The following is an 18,354-nucleotide window of genomic DNA, read 5'->3' on the forward strand; positions in this document are numbered from 1 at the left end:
GTGTTATAAATTTAATTATTAATTATCGCCTTCATCCTCGTCTGGCGTGTCTTCATTTGTGTTGTTTCTAGCTTTTTCACGCTCTAAACGTGCTTGTTCTCTTTCGGCTAGAATTCGTTGCTTACGTTCTTCTAATTCTTGTTTTCTGCGCGCACGATCATCTAATTTTTCCTGTCTGCGCTCTTCAGCAATTTGCTCTGGGGTTTTTACCTCTTCAGAGTCTGTATTGTTTTTGTTATTTTCAATAACAGTTGTTTCTTCTACCTCATCTTCGGCTTCATCAGCTTCATTGTCCTGATTACGGCTGTTTAATTTTTCTTCACGCGCTAAATTACGAGCTTCAATAATACTGTCACGACGTTTTTGAGCTGCTAATTTACGTGCTTCACGTTCGTTCATTATTTCGTTTTTGCGTTCGTCAGCAGCTTCTTGTTTTGCTTCTAATTCTTCATCCACTTCAATAACCAGATCTTCATCTTGGGCAGCCTGTTTTTCTGCTCTAGAACCTGCTTGGGTACGTTTAGCACTACGGGTTAAACTTCTAATAACTTGCTCGCTAAAATCATACCGTTTTGCTGAATACAGCATCACTACATCAGCTGATTTATCAAAAACAAAATCATATTTCTTGGCTTCTGCAATATCTTGGACCGCAGAAAAAATTTGATCTTGAATGGGTTGAATGAGTTGCTTTTTCTGAATCATTAAGTCGCCATTTGGACCAAAACGCTTTTGCTGATAATCTAATATTTCTTTTTCTTCAAAAGCAATATCCTCTTCACGCTCGGCAATTAATTCTTTAGTTAAAAGCGCTTTTTCATTGCTTAAATCTTTTCGCTTTTGCGCAATAGTTCCTAATTGTTGTTCAATTTCGCTTTTCCACTTTTGGACTTTTGTTTCCAATTGTGACGTTGCTTGTTGATATTCTGGAACATTTTCAAGAATGTATTCAGTGTCTATGTAGCCAATTCTTACACCACGTTGTGCAAAACTGGACATGCTTAACATGAATACTGTAGCCACTAAAAAAAGAACTTTTAATTTCATCTGTTTCATATTTTATAATTTATAACGTGTAAATTCTAAAACGACAGACTTTTTATATTATTCTATCCTTTTTAAATTACTGTTTTCAAAATTATGAATTTTAATTTGAAAATAATTTAAATCGGGATTTAATTAATTATAAGTGTTATAGAAAATATCGTGCCAAAATTAAAATTGTTGTCCAATAATAAAGTGCGTTTCCCATCCATTAGGTGATGTTTGTCCTGGAAGCGCATCAAATCCATAACCAAAATCAATACCTAATAAACCAAATGCTGGCATGAAAATACGAACACCTGCACCACTAGATCTGTATAAATTGAATGGGTTATAATCCTGAAAATCATTATAGGACACACCTCCTTCAACAAAACCTAAAAGATATATTTTAGCCGTTTGGCTCATACTAATTGGATAACGTAACTCCATAGAGAACTTATTATAAATAGTTCCACCATCGTTGGTAATATTATTTTCGCCATCAATTGGTTGAAGTGATTGGTTTGGATAACCACGTAGCGCAACGGCTTCACGTCCATCTAAACTGTAACTTCCTAAACCATCTCCTCCAAGGAAAAAACGCTCAAAAGGAATTACACCCCTTGCTTGGTTGTAAGCTCCTAAGAACCCGAATTCTACGCCAGATTTTGCGATAAGCTTTCCAAATAGTCTAGTGTACCAATCACCTTTCATTTTTATTTTATAAAATTCTAACCATTTGTATCGTTCTTGATCAATAGCACCTACTTGGTCTAATGCTTGTTGGCGCAAAATTTGGCTTTCTGCTGTTTCTGAAATTTCTAACCATTCGTCACGTTCGACCAAAAGTTGATCATAATCTACACCATTGAACAGTGAGTAGGGTAAAGATAATTTTGCTGAAATACTAAAGTTAGAACCGCCTGTTGGGAACACAGGATCGTTATAAGTGTTGTTCCGACTTAAACCGATTGTGTATGCTAAATTGTTTGAGAACCCATCACCAAAAGTGAATAGTCCCGTATTGTAGTTTTTTAGGTTGTAATGTTGAAAACTTACGGCTTGTGATAATGTGAAATAATCATCTGGTACGCTTAAACGTTTTGCTAATCCTACTGTTACACCAGTAATATTAAAGCGTTTGTCACGATCGGCATTACCTGTTTGTGGGTCATATAAAAATTGTGCCGAGTGCGAAATCGATGTTGAGAATTGAACTGGTTTTTTACCTCCCATCCATGGTTCTGTAAATGAAAAACTATAGGTTTGGTAAAAACGACTGGCTTGTAAACGCAGTGCTAATTTTTGTCCATCACCACGAGGGACTGGTTTGTATGCTTCTAGATTAAATATGTTTTTTAATGAGAAGTTGTTAAATGATAAGCCTAAAGTACCAATAAAACCACCGCCACCATAACCACCTTGTAGCTCTACTTGGCTTGAACCTGTTTCTACAACGCCATATTCCAAATCAATAGTCCCTTCATTTGGATTGGGATTATTAAAGTTGGTGGCAATTTGTTCGGCATCAAAATAACCTAATTGACTTAATTCTCTAATAGTACGAACTACATTGGCTTTACTATATAATTGACCAGGTCTGGTGTGTAATTCACGATATATAACACGGTCATTAGTAACATCATTACCTACAACAGTAACGCTATTGAAATAAACAGGCTTACCTTCTGTAATACGGATCTCCATATCAATTACATTACCCTCTGTGTTAACTTCTACAGGGTTTATCGTAGAGAATAGATAACCGTTATTTTGGTATTGATTGGTAATATCCAACGCATCTGGTTTCGTTTCGTCTGCTATACGCTTTTCTAAAAGGACACCATTATAAATGTCGCCTTTATTAATTCGAAGAATACCTCTTAACTGTTGATCAGTGTATACGGTGTTTCCAATAAAGCTAATATCACCAAAACGATATTGTTCACCTTCTTCTACCCTAATATTTATAGCAACATTTTTCTTGTCAATTCGGGAAATAGAATCTGAAATAACACGAGCATCACGAAAACCATTTTCCTTCAATTTATCGATAACACTTTCTAAATCTTCTTTATAATCTGTTTCAATAAATTTAGATCGTTTAAAAATGCGTAAGAAATTTTTCTGTTTCGTGTTTTTCATGGCTTTTCGTAACTTCGAATCTGGAAGTGCTGAATTCCCTTCAAAATTAATTTCGCTCACTTTTACTTTTTTGCCTTTATCAACATTTAAAACCATGTTTACGCCTGGACGTCCTGTAGAGTCTGGAACTTCAATTGTATTAATATGTACTTTCGTATTGTAGAAGCCTTCTTTTTGGTATTTATTTGTTAGGTAGTTTTTAGTAGTCGTGACCAAGTTTTCCGTAACTTTCACACCATTTTGTAAATTGCTTTCGGTAATAATATCATCTTTTTTAGATTTTTTAATACCTTTTATTTTCAGCTCCTTCAATTCTGGAAGATCAAAAAGACGAATTTCTAAATAAGCAACATCACCTTCTGTTTTAAGAAGGTACATGTTAATGTCTCTAAATAAATTGGATTTCCAAAGCTTTCTAATGGCTTCGCTAATTTTATCACCAGGAATAAGGATTTCTTCCCCTTTTCTAAGCCCCGAATACGTAATAATGGTTTGCGGGCTAAAGTGTGTGTCACCAGAAACTGAAATATCACCAAGGGTATATTTCTTACCGGTTGGTGCTGGTTGTAATTCTTGCCCTTGAATGTTTAAACTGCTTACTAAAAGTAAAAAAGTAAATAATAGCCCTATATATGTTTTCAATGATGTGATATTAATGGAGTTGTTCACTTGTTTTCCCAAATCGTCGTTCTCTTTTTTGATATTCAATAATTGCTTCATACAAATTTTGCTTTGTAAAATCTGGCCAAAGCACCTGTGTAAAATATAATTCAGCGTATGCAATTTGCCACAATAGAAAGTTGCTTATGCGCTGCTCACCACTGGTTCTAATTAGTAAATCTACGTCTGGTAAATTTCGCGTGTAAAGATGCTCATTTATAACTGATTCATCAATTTTTTCCGCAGAAATTATATTATTTTTAACTTTAAGACTTATTTCCTTAACGGTATTTAGCAATTCTTCGCGTGAGCCATAACTTAAAGCTAGCGTTAAACACATCCGTTTATTGTTCTTTGTCTTTTCTATAACTTCTAATAATTCTTTATGTGCTTTTTTTGGTAAGGAATCTAAACAACCAATAGCCGCTAAGCGAATGTTGTTTTCCTGAAGTGTTTTTATTTCCTTCTTTAATGAGGATACTAACAGCTTCATAAGTGTTTGCACTTCTAATTTTGGTCGATTCCAGTTTTCTGTTGAAAATGCATAGAGTGTTAAATTTTCTATACCCAATTCAGCCGAAGCTTCTACAATCTCGCGAACAGATTTGGAACCATTTTCATGTCCAATACTGCGCAATAAACCTTTTTGTTTTGCCCAACGGCCATTACCATCCATTATTATGGCTAGGTGCTTGGGTAAATAATCGGTATGTATGGAGTCTTTTAAGTTCACTTTTTTTAAAATACGCAGAAACATGGTTTCTTGCCGAATGTATATGTTAAGGTTAAACCTGTAAACATATACCAATCATTATTATTTGTATTACCAAAGCCTACTGGGGCTTCATTGTCATAATCAGGAACACTTCCATCTATTTCATCTGAAAACGTATAACGTGCACCAATTTCGGCTGCAATAATAAGGTTTCCTAATGCATTAGTTTTAAAGCCTAAAACCATGGGAATTCCATAGGCAAAACTAGAGGTGTTTTCATCTCTTAAAACGCCTTGTCTACTAAAATAAAAATTATCATGATAGGCTACAGAAATTCCTGAATATAAATAAGGAGTTGCTTTAATTCTACCGTCATGCAAGTCCCAATCGAAAAAAGTAAACTCCAATCCAGCAGATGCTTCAATAAGTTGGTTTGTAAAACTGTAATCACGTTGTTGTCGTCTTGGATCGTCTGATTTTGAGTCTTTACCTTCTAACTCGGTATAAATTACCGAAAACCGAAATGCATGACGCGGACTTCTGTTCCATTTGTATAATGCACCAATAGCTGGCTTGTTAGGCGCAATGTACTTAGAGCTGCCAACATCTCCAATAAAATTACTACCACCTAGAAACACACCCAATTCGTGGGTTTGCGATTGGCAGACGTGGTTGCTTAAAATTAGTAATAGTACGATGGTTAAATACCTCATAAACGTTTAAAAGTTTGCAAATATAATAAACTAAGATTAGCCTATAACAATTTGATTCAAAATGTATTTGAATTAAACTGATTTTAAATAAAATTATTGCCTAATTGCGCTTGTCTTCGCCCCAAAGTAGTTTTTTTCGCAAGGTATCCAAAAAGCTTTCTTCTAATAATTCAATCATTTTAATGGTAAAAGGTGCTTTTTTTATCTTGATAATAGTGTCATTAGATAAGGTTGCAATTCTAGAATCTAAGGATACTAAAAAATTGTCTTCACGACCATCTACTTTTAATTGAATTTCAGTAGAATCAGTTATCACCAAAGGCCTCGCGCTTAAATTATGTGGCGCAATGGGTGTAATAACAAAGCTATTTGTATCTGGCGTAATTACGGGGCCACCGCAGCTTAATGAATAACCGGTTGATCCTGTTGGTGTGGAAACAATGAGCCCATCACTCCAATAGGATGTTAGGTATTCATCATTTAATCGTGTTTCCACAGTAATCATGGAAGTCGTGTTTTTCCGGCTAACGGCTATTTCGTTTAGTGCAAAATTAAGTGTGTTAAAATCATCTTTTTTAGGAAATGTTTCAATAGCTAATAAATTACGTTCCGAAAGTTTATAAGCCTTATTAAAAATAGCATCCATAGCAGGAATAATTGCCTGACTTTGTATGGTGGCTAAAAATCCTAATCTACCTGTGTTAACACCAATTATAGGAATATTTAAGTCGTGAACATAGGTAATGGCTCGTAAAATAGTACCATCACCACCAATGCTTATGAGTAAATCAAAACTCGAATCTAAAACGTCAGTAAGCGGAACATCATTGAACGACGATTCTTTTTCTTCTTGAATTTTCTGATTAAACTCTGAAATTAAAAATACACTTGCGGCGTCCTTATTCTTTAGGTAATGCAAAATAATAACAAGTGCTTCTTCCGTGCTGGCGTTAAAAGCTTGACCAAATATAGCTATTTTCATGACCTTATATATTTAGGTATTTATTTAAATAGGCTGATCGGTCTTTTAAACTCTCTAGGTAACTGTCTTCCTCATGTCCAGAAATAACATTATAACTGTAACGCCTAAATGTTTGCATGATATCATTTAATCCCGTGTTTCCAACTTTTAAGGTGATTTGAATCATATCGTTTTCAGTTTTTGAAATAAAAGCACCCAATAATTTTCCGTTGTTGGATTCCACTATCTGGCTTATTTCACTAAAGGAATAATCAACTAAACCTTTTTCAATAATTAAAATACCTCCTGCTTCAGCAAAAAACGGGGTTTCGTTAAATAGACCAATCACATCATTTAACTCATAATATCCTATATAGGAATTAGAGCTGTTCAATATAGGCATGATGTTGGTGCTGTTTTGAGCAAAAGCTTCCAAAACATCTAACCAATTGGTGTTATCTCGAACAAAAAACCCTTCAATAGCGTGCATTTGGTCTGCAATAACCTCATGTTTTTCAAAACAGTACACATCTGTTTCAGACATGCATCCCAAATATAAACCATCAGGTGATTTAATCGGAATATGAGAATAAGTTAACTGATTAAATAGCATTTGTAAATCACCAATTTTATCGGTGCTTACTAATGGCTTTATATCGTTAATAACAAATTCGTTTAAATTCATAGCGTGTTTTTAGGTATTTGCAAATTAATTAAAAAATACTATAATTCCGGTAGTTGAGTTTGTATTTTTGTAAATCAAACGACTAGAATATGACAAAGTTAAGTGTAAATATTAATAAGATAGCAACCTTACGAAATTCTCGAGGTGGCGATTTGCCAAATGTAGTTCAATTTGCTAAAGATGTTCAGCGTTTTGGGGCGGAAGGCGTTACTATTCATCCACGTCCGGATGAACGTCATATTCGCTATCAAGATGCTTACAATTTAAAACCAGAAGTATATGCCGAATACAATATTGAAGGCAAACCGATAGAGAAATTCATGAATATGGTTTTGGAAATTAAACCCACTCAAGTAACCTTGGTTCCGGATGCTGTAAATGCTATTACTAGTAATGCGGGTTGGGATACTTTAAAACATAAGGCCTTTTTAGTAGAGGTAATTCAGGAATTTAAAAACCATGGGATTCGTACGTCTATATTTGTAGATCCAGTTTTAAAACAAATTGAAGGTGCCAAGGCTACAGGAACAGATAGAATTGAATTATATACGGAGGCTTTTGCGCACCAATTTAGTTTGGGTAATAAAAAAGCTATTTTGCCCTATACCGAATGTGCTGTTTTAGCGGATAGCTTGGATTTAGGCATAAATGCAGGACACGATTTATCTTTAGATAATATTCAGTTTTTTAAAGAAAACATCCCTAATTTGTTGGAGGTTTCCATTGGTCATGCGTTGATTTCAGAAAGTTTATATTTGGGTGTAGAAAACGTCATTCAAATGTATTTACACCGACTGAAATAAATTCTCAAGAAACGTTTAAGTTAATAGATTAAGCAAATTTCAAATTCGTGAAAGACAATAAAAAATTATATTCCAATATATTAGGTGAAGGCAAACCATTTATTATTCTCCATGGCTTTTTGGGTATGGGTGATAATTGGAAAACTTTGGGTAACCAATTTGCGGAACAAGGCTATCAAGTTCATTTGGTAGATCAACGAAACCATGGTAGAAGTTTTCATGATGCTGATTTTAGTTATGAAACATTATCAGCCGATTTAAAGCATTATTGTGATGCACATCAACTTTCAGACATTGTGCTTTTAGGGCATTCTATGGGTGGAAAAACAGCTATGCTTTTTGCAACCCAGTTTCCTGAGTTGGTTTCTAAATTATTGATAGCGGATATTTCACCGCGTTTTTATCCCGTGCATCATGATGCCATTTTAAATGGGTTAAGTCAGCTAGATTTTTCTACATTAAAAAGTCGTGGCGCTGCCGATAAAAGTTTAGCGAAGTATGTTTCAGACGTTGGAACCCGTATGTTTTTACTTAAAAATTTATACTGGAAAGAAAAAGGACAATTAGCGCTGCGTATGAATTTGGATGTTTTAGCAGACCAAGTTGGTGAAGTAGGGGAACCATTGCCAATTTCTGCTAAATTTGAAGGCGACACCTTGTTTTTACGTGGTGATAAATCTGAATATATCAGTAATCAGGACGAATCTATTATTCACGCCCATTTTCCAAAAGCAGATATTATAACAATTTCAAATGCAGGACATTGGTTACATGCTGAAAATCCTGAAGAATTTTATGATGCTGTGATGGCATTTCTTAAATAAGTTGCATTTTAACAAATCACCAAAAAACACGTACTATGAAATTAATTATCAGAATTTTAATTACAGCCGTAGCAGTTGTATTGTTAGCTAAATTGTTACCAGGTATTGCAGTAGAAAGTTATACAACAGCCATAATTGTAGCAATTGTTTTAGGATTGCTAAATTTAATAGTCAGACCTATTTTAATCTTTTTAACCTTGCCAGCAACTATTATCACTCTGGGTTTATTCCTGTTTGTTATTAACGCTTTAATGATCTTATTAGCCGATAGTTTAATTAATGGATTTACAGTTTCCAGTTTCTGGACCGCTCTATTATTTAGTATTCTATTAACGATTTTACAATCCATATTTTACGGTATTTTAGGTCAAGATAACGAGTAGAAGTGAGTTTTTCTTTAACATTTTAAACGAATTGAAATCCGTTAGTCCCACTGAAAATCAGTACAAATAAACAGGTGAAAGACAATACGTTAAAATACTTTGTTGGAGTGTAAAAAAGTAGTATTTTTGCACTCCAATTTTTATGTCATAATACAATGAATATTACAAGAGAAAATATTGATGCATTAAATGCTGTAGTAAAAGTCGATATCGCTAAAGAAGATTATAGTGGTAAAGTTGAAAAAATATTAACTGATTATCGTAAAACAGCTAACATTCCTGGTTTTAGAAAAGGTCACGTACCAATGGGAATGGTTAAAAAGCAATATGGTAAAGCCGTATTGGTTGATGAAGTTAATAAATTACTTCAAGATGCATTGAATAAATATTTAACAGAAGAAAAATTAGACGTTTTAGGTAATCCATTACCAAAGGCACAAGATAATTTGGATTGGGATGCTGAACTATTATCATTTGAATTCGAATTAGGTTTAGCTCCAGAATTTGAAGTAAACTTATCGCCTAAAAAAGCGATTATCGATTATAATATTACCGCTGGTGATAAAATGATTGATGATCAAATTTTAAATGTGCAAAAGCAATACGGAAAATTAATCGCATCTGATGTGGTTTCTAAAGATTCTGAAATTACAGGTGTTTTCAAAAATGAAGAACGTGAAATAGAAAACACAGTAACATTAACACTCGATAAATTCAAAGGAAAAGCCACCGAAAAGAAATTTATTGGTGCTAAAGTTGGCGATGTTATTACATTAAAAACTAAAGGATTGTATGCAGATGATCACGAATTAATGCATGCATTAAAAGTATCTCATGATGATATTCACGGTTTAGATATTGAAGTAACTTTTACCATTACCGAAATTAATGAGCGTGAGTTAGCTGAATTAAACCAAGAGTTATTTGATAAGTTGTTTGGTGAAGGTGTAGCCACTTCTATTGAAGATGTAAAAGAAAAAATTAAAGAAGATGCTGAAAAGCAATTCAAGCAGCAATCAGAACAAAAATTACTAAATGATGTTACAGAGCATTTAGTAGAAAATACTAAATTCGATTTGCCAGCAACATTCCTACAAAAATGGATGCAAACTGCAGGTGAAAAAGAATTAACAGAAGCTGAGGCGCAAGAAGAATACGCTAAATCTGAAAAAAGCTTGCGTTACCAATTAATTGAAGGTAAATTAATTACTGAAAATAATATTAAAGTAAGCATGGATGATATTAAAGATCATGCCAAGCAAATGATTAAGGCTCAAATGGCGCAATTCGGTCAGATGAATCCTACGGATAAAGAACTAGAAGATATTGCTGCTCGTGTATTATCTAACCAAGATGAAGCACGTCGTATTTCTGAACAAATTATCAGCCAGAAATTATTAGCGCTTTATAAAGAAAAGGCAAACATTAAAACAAAAGATATTACTTACGAAGACTTTGTTAAAGAAGTTTACGGAGACAAATAAGTTGCCAAGTTTTAAAGAATAAATCCTTATATTTAGGCGTTGGAAAAAAGAGCTTCAACGCCTATTTTTTTAAATTATTTTTAATTTAAGAAAATGGGACTATACACTTCCTGCTTTTATACAGGATTTTAACCTATAAAATTTTTAAAAACAATGAATTACGGAAAAGAATTTGAAAAATTCGCTATAAAAGATCAAGGTATTAGTAGTACGTATTACGACAAAATTATTAGTCATATGTACCCAACAAACTTAACACCTAATATTATTGAAGAACGTCAAATGAATATCGCTATTTTTGATGTTTTTTCCCGATTAATGATGGATCGCATCATCTTTTTAGGAACCGCAATTAATGATCAAGTAGCCAATATTATTCAAGCACAATTATTGTTTTTAGAGAGTACTGACTCTTCTAAAGATATACAAATATACATCAATTCACCAGGTGGTGGTGTTTATGCTGGTTTAGGTATTTATGATACTATGCAATTTATTAAGCCAGATGTAGCCACAATTTGTACAGGAATGGCAGCTTCTATGGGAGCGGTTTTATTATGTGCTGGTGAAAAAGGAAAACGTAGTGGTTTAACCCATTCACGTGTCATGATTCACCAACCATTAGGTGGAGCGCAAGGTCAAGCAAGTGATATTGAAATTACAGCGCGTGAGATTTTAACCTTAAAAGAAGAACTATACAAAATTATTAGCAAGCATTCTGGTCAGGATTACGACAAGATTTATCATGATAGTGATCGTGATTACTGGATGAAAGCAGATAAAGCTAAAGAATACGGTATGATTGATGAAGTATTGGTTCGTAGCTAATACCTTATAATACATCTTTCCATAATCCATTTTTTGCAGGATTATGGAGAGAATTTGATAATTGAAATTAATTAATTTATGGCAAAGGAAGAATTAGAATGTTCATTTTGTGGTAGGAAAAAGCCAGAAACAAGTTTATTAATTGCTGGATTGGATGCCCATATCTGCGATCGTTGTATTGAACAAGCGCATGGTATCGTAATTGAAGAATCTAAGCAAACGGATAATAGCGATTTGTCTGCGGAATTAAAACTGCGCAAACCACAAAAAATTAAAACATTCTTAGACGAATATATTATTGGTCAGGATACCACCAAAAAAGTAATGTCTGTTGCGGTTTATAACCACTATAAACGATTGTTACAAGCACCAACGGATGATGATATTGAAATTCAAAAGAGTAATATCATTATGGTTGGGCAAACGGGAACGGGTAAAACCTTAATGGCAAAAACCATTGCAAAAATGTTAAACGTACCATTGGCTATAGTAGATGCTACGGTTTTAACAGAAGCAGGTTATGTGGGTGAAGATGTTGAAAGTATTTTAACACGTTTGTTACAGGCTGCCGATTACAACTTAGAAAAGGCAGAAAAAGGAATTGTTTTTATTGATGAAATAGATAAAATTGCGCGTAAAAGTGATAATCCATCTATAACGCGTGATGTTTCAGGTGAAGGTGTGCAACAAGCGCTTTTAAAATTATTAGAAGGTACCGTTGTTAATGTACCGCCTAAAGGCGGGCGTAAACATCCAGACCAAAAGTTCATTGAAGTTAATACTGAAAATATTTTATTTATTGCAGGAGGTGCTTTTGATGGTATTGATAAAGTTATTTCTAAACGTTTAAATATGCAAGCCGTTGGTTACAGCGCGTCCATGTCTGATGAACGTGTAGACCATAACCACTTATTGCAATATATTATTCCAAAGGATTTAAAAGACTTTGGGTTAATTCCTGAAATTATTGGTCGTTTACCCGTTTTAACATACATGGATCCATTGGATGCTAAAACGCTTCGGGCTATTTTAACCGAACCTAAAAATGCCATTATTAAGCAATATAAAAAGTTGTTTAGTATGGATGATATTGAGTTTCATATTACGGATGGTGCTCTAGATTTTATTGTTGAAAAAGCCATAGAATACAAATTAGGCGCGCGTGGATTACGTTCCTTGTGTGAGGAAATCCTAACAGATGCTATGTTTGAAATGCCAGGAACGGATGAAAAAGAATTGAAAGTCACCAAAGCCTACGCCGAAGATAAAATAAGCAAAACAACTATCAAGAAATTGAAGGCGGTTTCGTAATTAATTCGAAACCCAATACAAAAAAAAACCACGCAAATTGCGTGGTTTTTTTTTTTTGGTTGTTTTTGGATTACAATTAATAATTTGGCATTATGTGCAAATCATTGTGTGATTAATAGCTCTGTAAAACTAGTGCTTTTTCTGTAAGAAAATCTAGACAGGCTTCATTTTTAGATAAACCAACTGCTAAATTCGTTAATCGTATTTTTTTTGCAATTAATTGGGATAAAAAGTATTACCTGTTTAATTCTAAAAGCGCATCTAAGTAGTCTCTAGTATTAGATAATCTGGGTACCTTATGTTGTCCTCCTAATTTGTCATTGGCCTTTAGCCAGTCGTAAAATAGGCGTTCACGTGCTATGTGGATCGTTGGTTTATTAAGCGTCATGTTATTATAACGCTTGGCTTCATAATCGGAGTTTAAAGATTTTAAAGCATTATCAAATAACTCATTAAAATAATGAATGTTTTCGGGTGGTGTTTTAAATTCAATAATCCATTCGTGTGCGCCTTTTTCTTTACCATCCATAAAAATTGGAGCAGCTGTATAATCTACTATTTCAGATTTTGTTTTTTTGCAGACCTTTTTTAAAGCATCTTCGGCGTTTTCAATAATTAATTCTTCACCAAAAGCATTTATATGGTGTTTGGTTCTCCCAGAAACTTTTATGCGATATGGGTTAATGGACGTAAACCGAATGGTATCGCCAATTTTGTATCGCCAAAGTCCCGCGTTGGTAGTAATAATTACAGCATAATTTTTATCAATTTCCACCTGACTTAATGGAATTATTTTTTCGTCTTTAGTGCCGTAGGTATCCATCGGAATAAATTCATAAAAGATGCCATAATCCAACATTAATAGTAATTCGCTAGACTTGTTTTGATCTTGAATGGCAAAAAATCCTTCCGAAGCATTGTAAATTTCATAATAGCGAAAATCTGTCTTTGGTAAAATTTTCTTGTATTGATCCACATAAGGCAAGAAGCTAACACCTCCATGAAAATAAACTTCTAAATTGGGCCAAATATCATGCAGATTGTCTTTGCCAGTTGTTTCTAAAACATTGTTTAATAAAACCAACATCCAAGATGGTACGCCAGCCAAACTGGTCACATTTTCCTGTATGGTTTCATTAACAATGGCCTGCATTTTTTCTTCCCAATTGTTCATCAAAGACACCTTGTTACTAGGTGTGCTGCTAAATTCTGCCCAGAATGGCATATTGTCAATTAATATAGCCGACAAATCACCAAAAACGGTTCCGTTTTCTTTGTACAGTTCTTTACTACCTCCTAAACGTAAACTTTTTCCCGTAAATAATTGTGCGTTTTCATTATTGTTTAAATACATGCACAATAAATCCTTGCTCGCTGCATAATGACAGTTTTCCAAGGCATCTTCACTCACAGGAATAAATTTACTTTTTGCATTGGTTGTTCCACTGGATTTAGCAAACCATTTAATAGGTTGTGGCCAAAAAATATTGTTCTCACCTAAACGAGACCGTTCAATCATGGGTTGGTATTCCTCATAGGAAGAAATTGGAACACGGTCTGCAAATGTTTGATAGCTCTTTATAGAGTCAAAACCATGTGTTCTACCAAATTCTGTATCCTTTGCCTTATATAGTAATTGCATAAGTAGTTCTTCTTGAACCTCATTTGGGTATTTTAAAAACAATTCAATTTGATGAAATCGCTTTTTTAAAAACCAAGAAGCAATAGAATTTACAATAGGAATTGGCATATTTGCAGTATATTTAATGAACTAAAAATAATACTTTTTTTTATGACCTACCAAGGTGTTTTAACAAAAATGACAACGGAGTTTACCGAACCAATTCAATACTACCTCATTTTTGAAAACGACTTCATCCATATCAATCAGTTGTTAGATAAAACGATTCAGTTGGAGTTTGTTGGTTATCAATGTTTAAGTTGCGGTTTAAATAAGCCAATTTATAGACAAGGGTTTTGTAAAAGCTGTTTTTTTGATATACCTCAAGCAGCCGATTGGATTATAAAACCTGAATTAAGCAAAGCACATTTAGATCAGGAAGAACGCGATTTAGATTATGAAAAACGCGTACAATTACAACCACATATTGTGTATTTAGCCAACTCTAGTAATGTAAAAGTTGGTGTTACACGTAAAAGTCAGGTGCCAACCCGATGGATAGACCAAGGCGCACACGAGGCTATTGAAATTGTTGAGGTGCCAAATAGGTATTTAGCAGGAATTACAGAAGTAGCTTTAAAAGATTTTGTTGCCGATAAAACCAATTGGCGCAACATGCTTAAAAACGATGTGAAAGATGAAAATTTAGTGGACTGGCGTGATAAATTGAAAGCCTATATTCCAGATGAAGCTAAAGAATATTACATAGCTAATAACGCCGAAACGCACATTACCTTTCCGGTGCATCAATATCCAGTAAAACCAAAAAGTTTAAATATTGTGAAAAGTGAATCCTACTCTGGGAAACTAGTAGGCGTAAAAGGACAGTATCTTATTTTTGAAGATAATACGGTTTTCAATATCCGATCCAATGAAGGGTTGGTTGTTAAACTTTCTGTGGCATAAAAAAAAGCACGCATAAAAAATGCGTGCTTTTTTATATATCTAAAAAAGACAATTAAATATCTTCTTGATCTCTTAAGTTTTGGATGTATTCAGCTTTCTGAATCTCACGTCTTCTTTTTACTGAAGGCTTTGTAAAGTATTGCTTCTCTCTTAAGTTCTGCATTACTTTTACATTTCTATGCTTACGCTTGTAACGCTTTAAAGCACGTTCTATATTTTCTCCTTCTTTAATTTCGATTCGTAACATATTATTTTTCTTAAATTTAATGGGTGCTAAGGTAATCCTTTTATTGCAATTTTTAGAATGTTTTCTAAAATTTAATTAAAAGGCAATTTTTCTCCTAAAACCCTTTAGTTTATACTGTCTTTTTTCTTCTTATTCTTGTTCAATAAACCACCCAAAATATTCTTAATAGCGGTTTCGGTTGATGGTGTGTTTGTATTCGTGGAATCTGATTGAACAGCTGTACTGTCCTTTGGTGTTGCACTAGAACTTGATGTGTTACCACTTGCTAACCCACTTAAAAGATCTTTGATGGCACCGGTGCCTTGATTAATTAATTTTTTCTTTTCAATTTCAATTAATTGCTGTGTTAGCTTGGTGACACTGGATGATAAATCAGTCGAAATTTTAGGGTTTTTAAAAGTTCCTTTCATATTAGCTGTTACAGGAATGCTAATTTTGTTGACTTCGGGATCGTTAATTTTTCCGATTAAGCGATTAATATCACTTCCTAAATATTTTGCAGGTACATCAAACGCCAAATCGTAATTCATGGTTTGATCAAATCCATGACTTCCACCAATGGCAATATCAATATCCTTATATTTTAGCATAAAAGGCTTAATATTTACTTGACCATCATCAAACGTTAAATTCGTTTTTAAATCATTTAAATCTAATTTATCAAAATCTATAAAATTCAATTGATTATCTAAAGCATTTAATAAGGGACTGCTTTCAATATTTGTTTTTGTCGCTAATAATTCCGCAAAAGCATTACCCGTAACTGAACTTAAAATAGGTGAAAACGAGCTATCTAAATTACCATTTAATACAATATTTGTATTTAATTTTCCTTCAAAAATCTTGGCAATTGGTGCCAATGCTTTTAATAAATCTAATGTGTTGAAGGACTCCGTAATATCAAATGCATTAGCATTCAATTTTAAATTAAAATTGGGTGTATCTTTTTGGGTGTTAACATCTCCTGAAACGGCTAAAGTACCATCAAATAAATTGGTTGTTAAATTATTTAATGTAGCTACTTGATCCTTAATTGCTAGTTTTCCTTTGGTGTTTTTCAGCGTAAGATTGTCATAAATTACAGTATTAACATCAGCATTAATGGTGCAATCTAAAAATGCTGGAATTTTAAGAGGAACGCTAGCATCTGTTGTTTTTTTAGTTTCACCTTCCACTTCACCGTCATCAGCCACCATAAAGTCGCTTATATTAAAGGTGTTTGATGTCATATTAAAGTTTCCTTGTAGTTTTTTGTCACTTAACAGATAGCCTAATAAATTGGTAATTGTTCCCGTAGCATTTATATCACTTTGACCAGATTTAGCCTCAAATTTATTCAGCACTACAAGGCCTGTTTGAAAGGTTAAATCTGCATTTGAAATATTAATAGGATTTACAATATCTTCAGAAGCATATACAAAGTCACTAACCTGAACGCTACCATTACTTTTTATGCGTTGATAGGCGTTGGTTTCAATGGCGTTCATATCAAAAGCCGTATTAATCTTGGCTTTTAAAATCCCGCTTAATTCATTGTCCAATTCAATGGGATAGGCTTTAGTAATATTGGCCAGATTTAAAATACCATCAATATAGGCGCTCACCGTCATGTTTTCGGTTAAATTTCGTAGCGTACCAGATGCATTAAATTGGTCATTATCTATTTTAAAATTTAAGGTGCTAATGTCTACGTATGTGTCTTCAGATTTTCCTGTGGTATTTTTAATGCTGGTGTTAATATTAATATTATCAACACGTTTTGGTAGTTCCGGATATTTAAATGACGCATTATTGGATAGGATATTTATGTCCATTTGCGGAACCGTTTCTTCAGAAATCAACCCGTTTATACGACCGGTTAATTTAAAATTACCAGTTGTTTCTACATTGGCAATGTCTTTGGAATATGTTTTAGGAATAACGGCTAAAAATTCTTTAAAATCAGAGCCTGGATTTTCAAAAGTAATGTCTAATTCTTGACCGTCTTCTAATTGTTTGAAGTAACCTTGAAACTCCAAAGGCAATTCATTTATATAAGCTTTATTCTCCTTAAATGTGTATGTGTTGTTCGGTAAATCCAAACCAATTATAGCGTCTAATTTTAAGGTGTTATTACTTAAATATTCGGTGCTATCCATGTTTAGCGTAACTCGAGCTGACGTTTTTGTATCTAATTCCGAAACATTTCCCGAAAATGTACCTTGTCCAGAATGATTTAATTCTGTAATATAAAAAATGGTGTTGGCTCCTTCGTCTATATAAGTTAATGCACTATCGTCAATACTATAATCTTGCACATCTAATGTAAAACTGTTACTGGGCTCTACATCTGCTTGTTTACTATCAGACTCCTTCACAATATCGTAGTTGGTTTGCCCTATTTTATTCGTTTTTAGGACAATTAAAGCTTCATCAATATTAAATTTATTGATAACTACAGGTCCATCGCTTGGTTTTTTGAAAAGCTCCTTAATGGACATGGTTAATGATATCGATTTGATAGACGCTAATTTTTCATCTTTAAAAGGTGCGAAATTGGTAATTTCTAAATCGCTAACATCTACTTGAGCTTGTGGAAAACTTCTAATAAAGCTTAAATTAATATCGCTAAACTCTACGTTGGCATTCACATTGTTATTAATGGTGTTCTTAACAATGTCCTTAATTTTTCCTTGGAAAACAAAAGGTATAGCTATCAGTAATAGAATTATAACGAGTAGTGTAATTCCAATAATTTTGAAAACTTTTTTCATAAAAATTTTTAAGTGATGGGTTTGTAAGGATATACGTATAAATTATATGAAAGGTTGCTGAAAACCAAAAGTTTAATATAATTTTAATACTTATAGTGGCTTTTTTGCTGGCCTTGAAAAATAATTCATGCTAGGACAAAGATACATCCAAATTTAAATAGAACATATTCCTATTGCTATATAAATTGACGCAATACATATTAAAATTGACATGGTGAAGCGAGTTTAG

Annotated in this window: 16 protein-coding genes; 7 read left to right on the top strand and 9 right to left on the bottom strand. The window is 33.4% G+C overall.

Features of this window, described 5'->3' with window-relative positions:
• Positions 1–18: 18 nt before the first annotated feature.
• The 6 genes from GMA17_RS15205 to GMA17_RS15230 all read right to left on the bottom strand — a co-directional run bounded on the left by GMA17_RS15205 (position 19) and on the right by GMA17_RS15230 (position 6,905).
• Positions 19–1,047, bottom strand: a complete 1,029-nt coding sequence (locus tag GMA17_RS15205; RefSeq protein WP_248397673.1) for an OmpH family outer membrane protein — start codon at positions 1,045–1,047, stop codon at positions 19–21.
• A gap of 168 nt (positions 1,048–1,215) precedes the next feature.
• The gene (locus GMA17_RS15210) at positions 1,216–3,891 is read right to left on the bottom strand and encodes an outer membrane protein assembly factor (protein WP_248397675.1); all 2,676 of its coding nucleotides are present in this window, start codon (positions 3,889–3,891) and stop codon (positions 1,216–1,218) included.
• Positions 3,824–4,588 (bottom strand): isoprenyl transferase, encoded by a 765-nt coding sequence (locus GMA17_RS15215; protein ID WP_371922397.1) that lies wholly within the window; start codon positions 4,586–4,588, stop codon positions 3,824–3,826. Before GMA17_RS15215 ends, GMA17_RS15210 begins: the two co-directional genes overlap by 68 nt.
• Positions 4,570–5,259 carry a DUF6089 family protein gene (locus GMA17_RS15220; RefSeq protein ID WP_248397677.1) on the bottom strand — a complete coding sequence of 230 codons (690 nt, stop codon included), beginning with the start codon at positions 5,257–5,259 and terminating at the stop codon, positions 4,570–4,572. Before GMA17_RS15220 ends, GMA17_RS15215 begins: the two co-directional genes overlap by 19 nt.
• A gap of 100 nt (positions 5,260–5,359) precedes the next feature.
• On the bottom strand, positions 5,360–6,241 hold the full coding sequence (locus GMA17_RS15225; RefSeq protein WP_248397679.1) for an NAD kinase: 882 nt from the start codon (positions 6,239–6,241) through the stop codon (positions 5,360–5,362).
• Between the two features lie 4 nt (positions 6,242–6,245).
• On the bottom strand, positions 6,246–6,905 hold the full coding sequence (locus tag GMA17_RS15230; protein WP_248397681.1) for an acetoin utilization protein acuB: 660 nt from the start codon (positions 6,903–6,905) through the stop codon (positions 6,246–6,248).
• Positions 6,906–6,994: 89 nt separating this feature from the next.
• Here GMA17_RS15230 and GMA17_RS15235 point away from each other — a divergent pair, with 89 nt between their 5' ends.
• The 6 genes from GMA17_RS15235 (at position 6,995) to clpX (ending at position 12,538) form a co-directional block, all read left to right on the top strand.
• Positions 6,995–7,708, top strand: a complete 714-nt coding sequence (locus GMA17_RS15235; protein ID WP_248397683.1) for a pyridoxine 5'-phosphate synthase — start codon at positions 6,995–6,997, stop codon at positions 7,706–7,708.
• Positions 7,709–7,833: 125 nt separating this feature from the next.
• Positions 7,834–8,532: an alpha/beta fold hydrolase gene (locus GMA17_RS15240; protein ID WP_248400703.1), complete on the top strand. Its 699-nt coding sequence runs from the start codon at positions 7,834–7,836 to the stop codon at positions 8,530–8,532.
• Positions 8,533–8,567: 35 nt separating this feature from the next.
• The gene (locus tag GMA17_RS15245; protein WP_248397685.1) at positions 8,568–8,915 is read left to right on the top strand and encodes a phage holin family protein; all 348 of its coding nucleotides are present in this window, start codon (positions 8,568–8,570) and stop codon (positions 8,913–8,915) included.
• 155 nt (positions 8,916–9,070) lie between these two features.
• A complete protein-coding gene (gene tig / locus GMA17_RS15250) occupies positions 9,071–10,399 on the top strand; it encodes a trigger factor (RefSeq protein WP_248397687.1) in 1,329 nt (442 codons plus the stop codon).
• Between the two features lie 153 nt (positions 10,400–10,552).
• Entirely contained in the window at positions 10,553–11,227 is a 675-nt protein-coding gene (gene clpP, locus GMA17_RS15255) for an ATP-dependent Clp endopeptidase proteolytic subunit ClpP (RefSeq protein WP_248397689.1), read from the top strand.
• A gap of 78 nt (positions 11,228–11,305) precedes the next feature.
• Positions 11,306–12,538 carry an ATP-dependent Clp protease ATP-binding subunit ClpX gene (gene clpX, locus GMA17_RS15260; RefSeq protein ID WP_248397691.1) on the top strand — a complete coding sequence of 411 codons (1,233 nt, stop codon included), beginning with the start codon at positions 11,306–11,308 and terminating at the stop codon, positions 12,536–12,538.
• Between the two features lie 235 nt (positions 12,539–12,773).
• Here clpX and GMA17_RS15265 read toward each other — a convergent pair whose 3' ends face one another.
• Complete coding sequence (locus GMA17_RS15265; protein ID WP_248397693.1) at positions 12,774–14,288, bottom strand: GH3 auxin-responsive promoter family protein; 1,515 nt, start codon at positions 14,286–14,288, stop codon at positions 12,774–12,776.
• 42 nt (positions 14,289–14,330) lie between these two features.
• Here GMA17_RS15265 and GMA17_RS15270 point away from each other — a divergent pair, with 42 nt between their 5' ends.
• Positions 14,331–15,125 carry a DUF2797 domain-containing protein gene (locus GMA17_RS15270; protein WP_248397695.1) on the top strand — a complete coding sequence of 265 codons (795 nt, stop codon included), beginning with the start codon at positions 14,331–14,333 and terminating at the stop codon, positions 15,123–15,125.
• A 52-nt stretch (positions 15,126–15,177) separates the two neighbouring features.
• On the opposite strand, the gene rpsU is transcribed toward GMA17_RS15270, so the two are convergent.
• A complete protein-coding gene (rpsU, locus tag GMA17_RS15275; protein WP_066248272.1) occupies positions 15,178–15,372 on the bottom strand; it encodes a 30S ribosomal protein S21 in 195 nt (64 codons plus the stop codon).
• Between the two features lie 104 nt (positions 15,373–15,476).
• Positions 15,477–18,125: an AsmA-like C-terminal region-containing protein gene (locus GMA17_RS15280; RefSeq protein WP_248397697.1), complete on the bottom strand. Its 2,649-nt coding sequence runs from the start codon at positions 18,123–18,125 to the stop codon at positions 15,477–15,479.
• Between the last annotated feature and the right edge of the window lie 229 nt (positions 18,126–18,354).

Source organism: Bizionia sp. M204, assembly GCF_023205095.1.
Lineage (GTDB): Bacteria > Bacteroidota > Bacteroidia > Flavobacteriales > Flavobacteriaceae > Algorimicrobium > Algorimicrobium hallyeonense.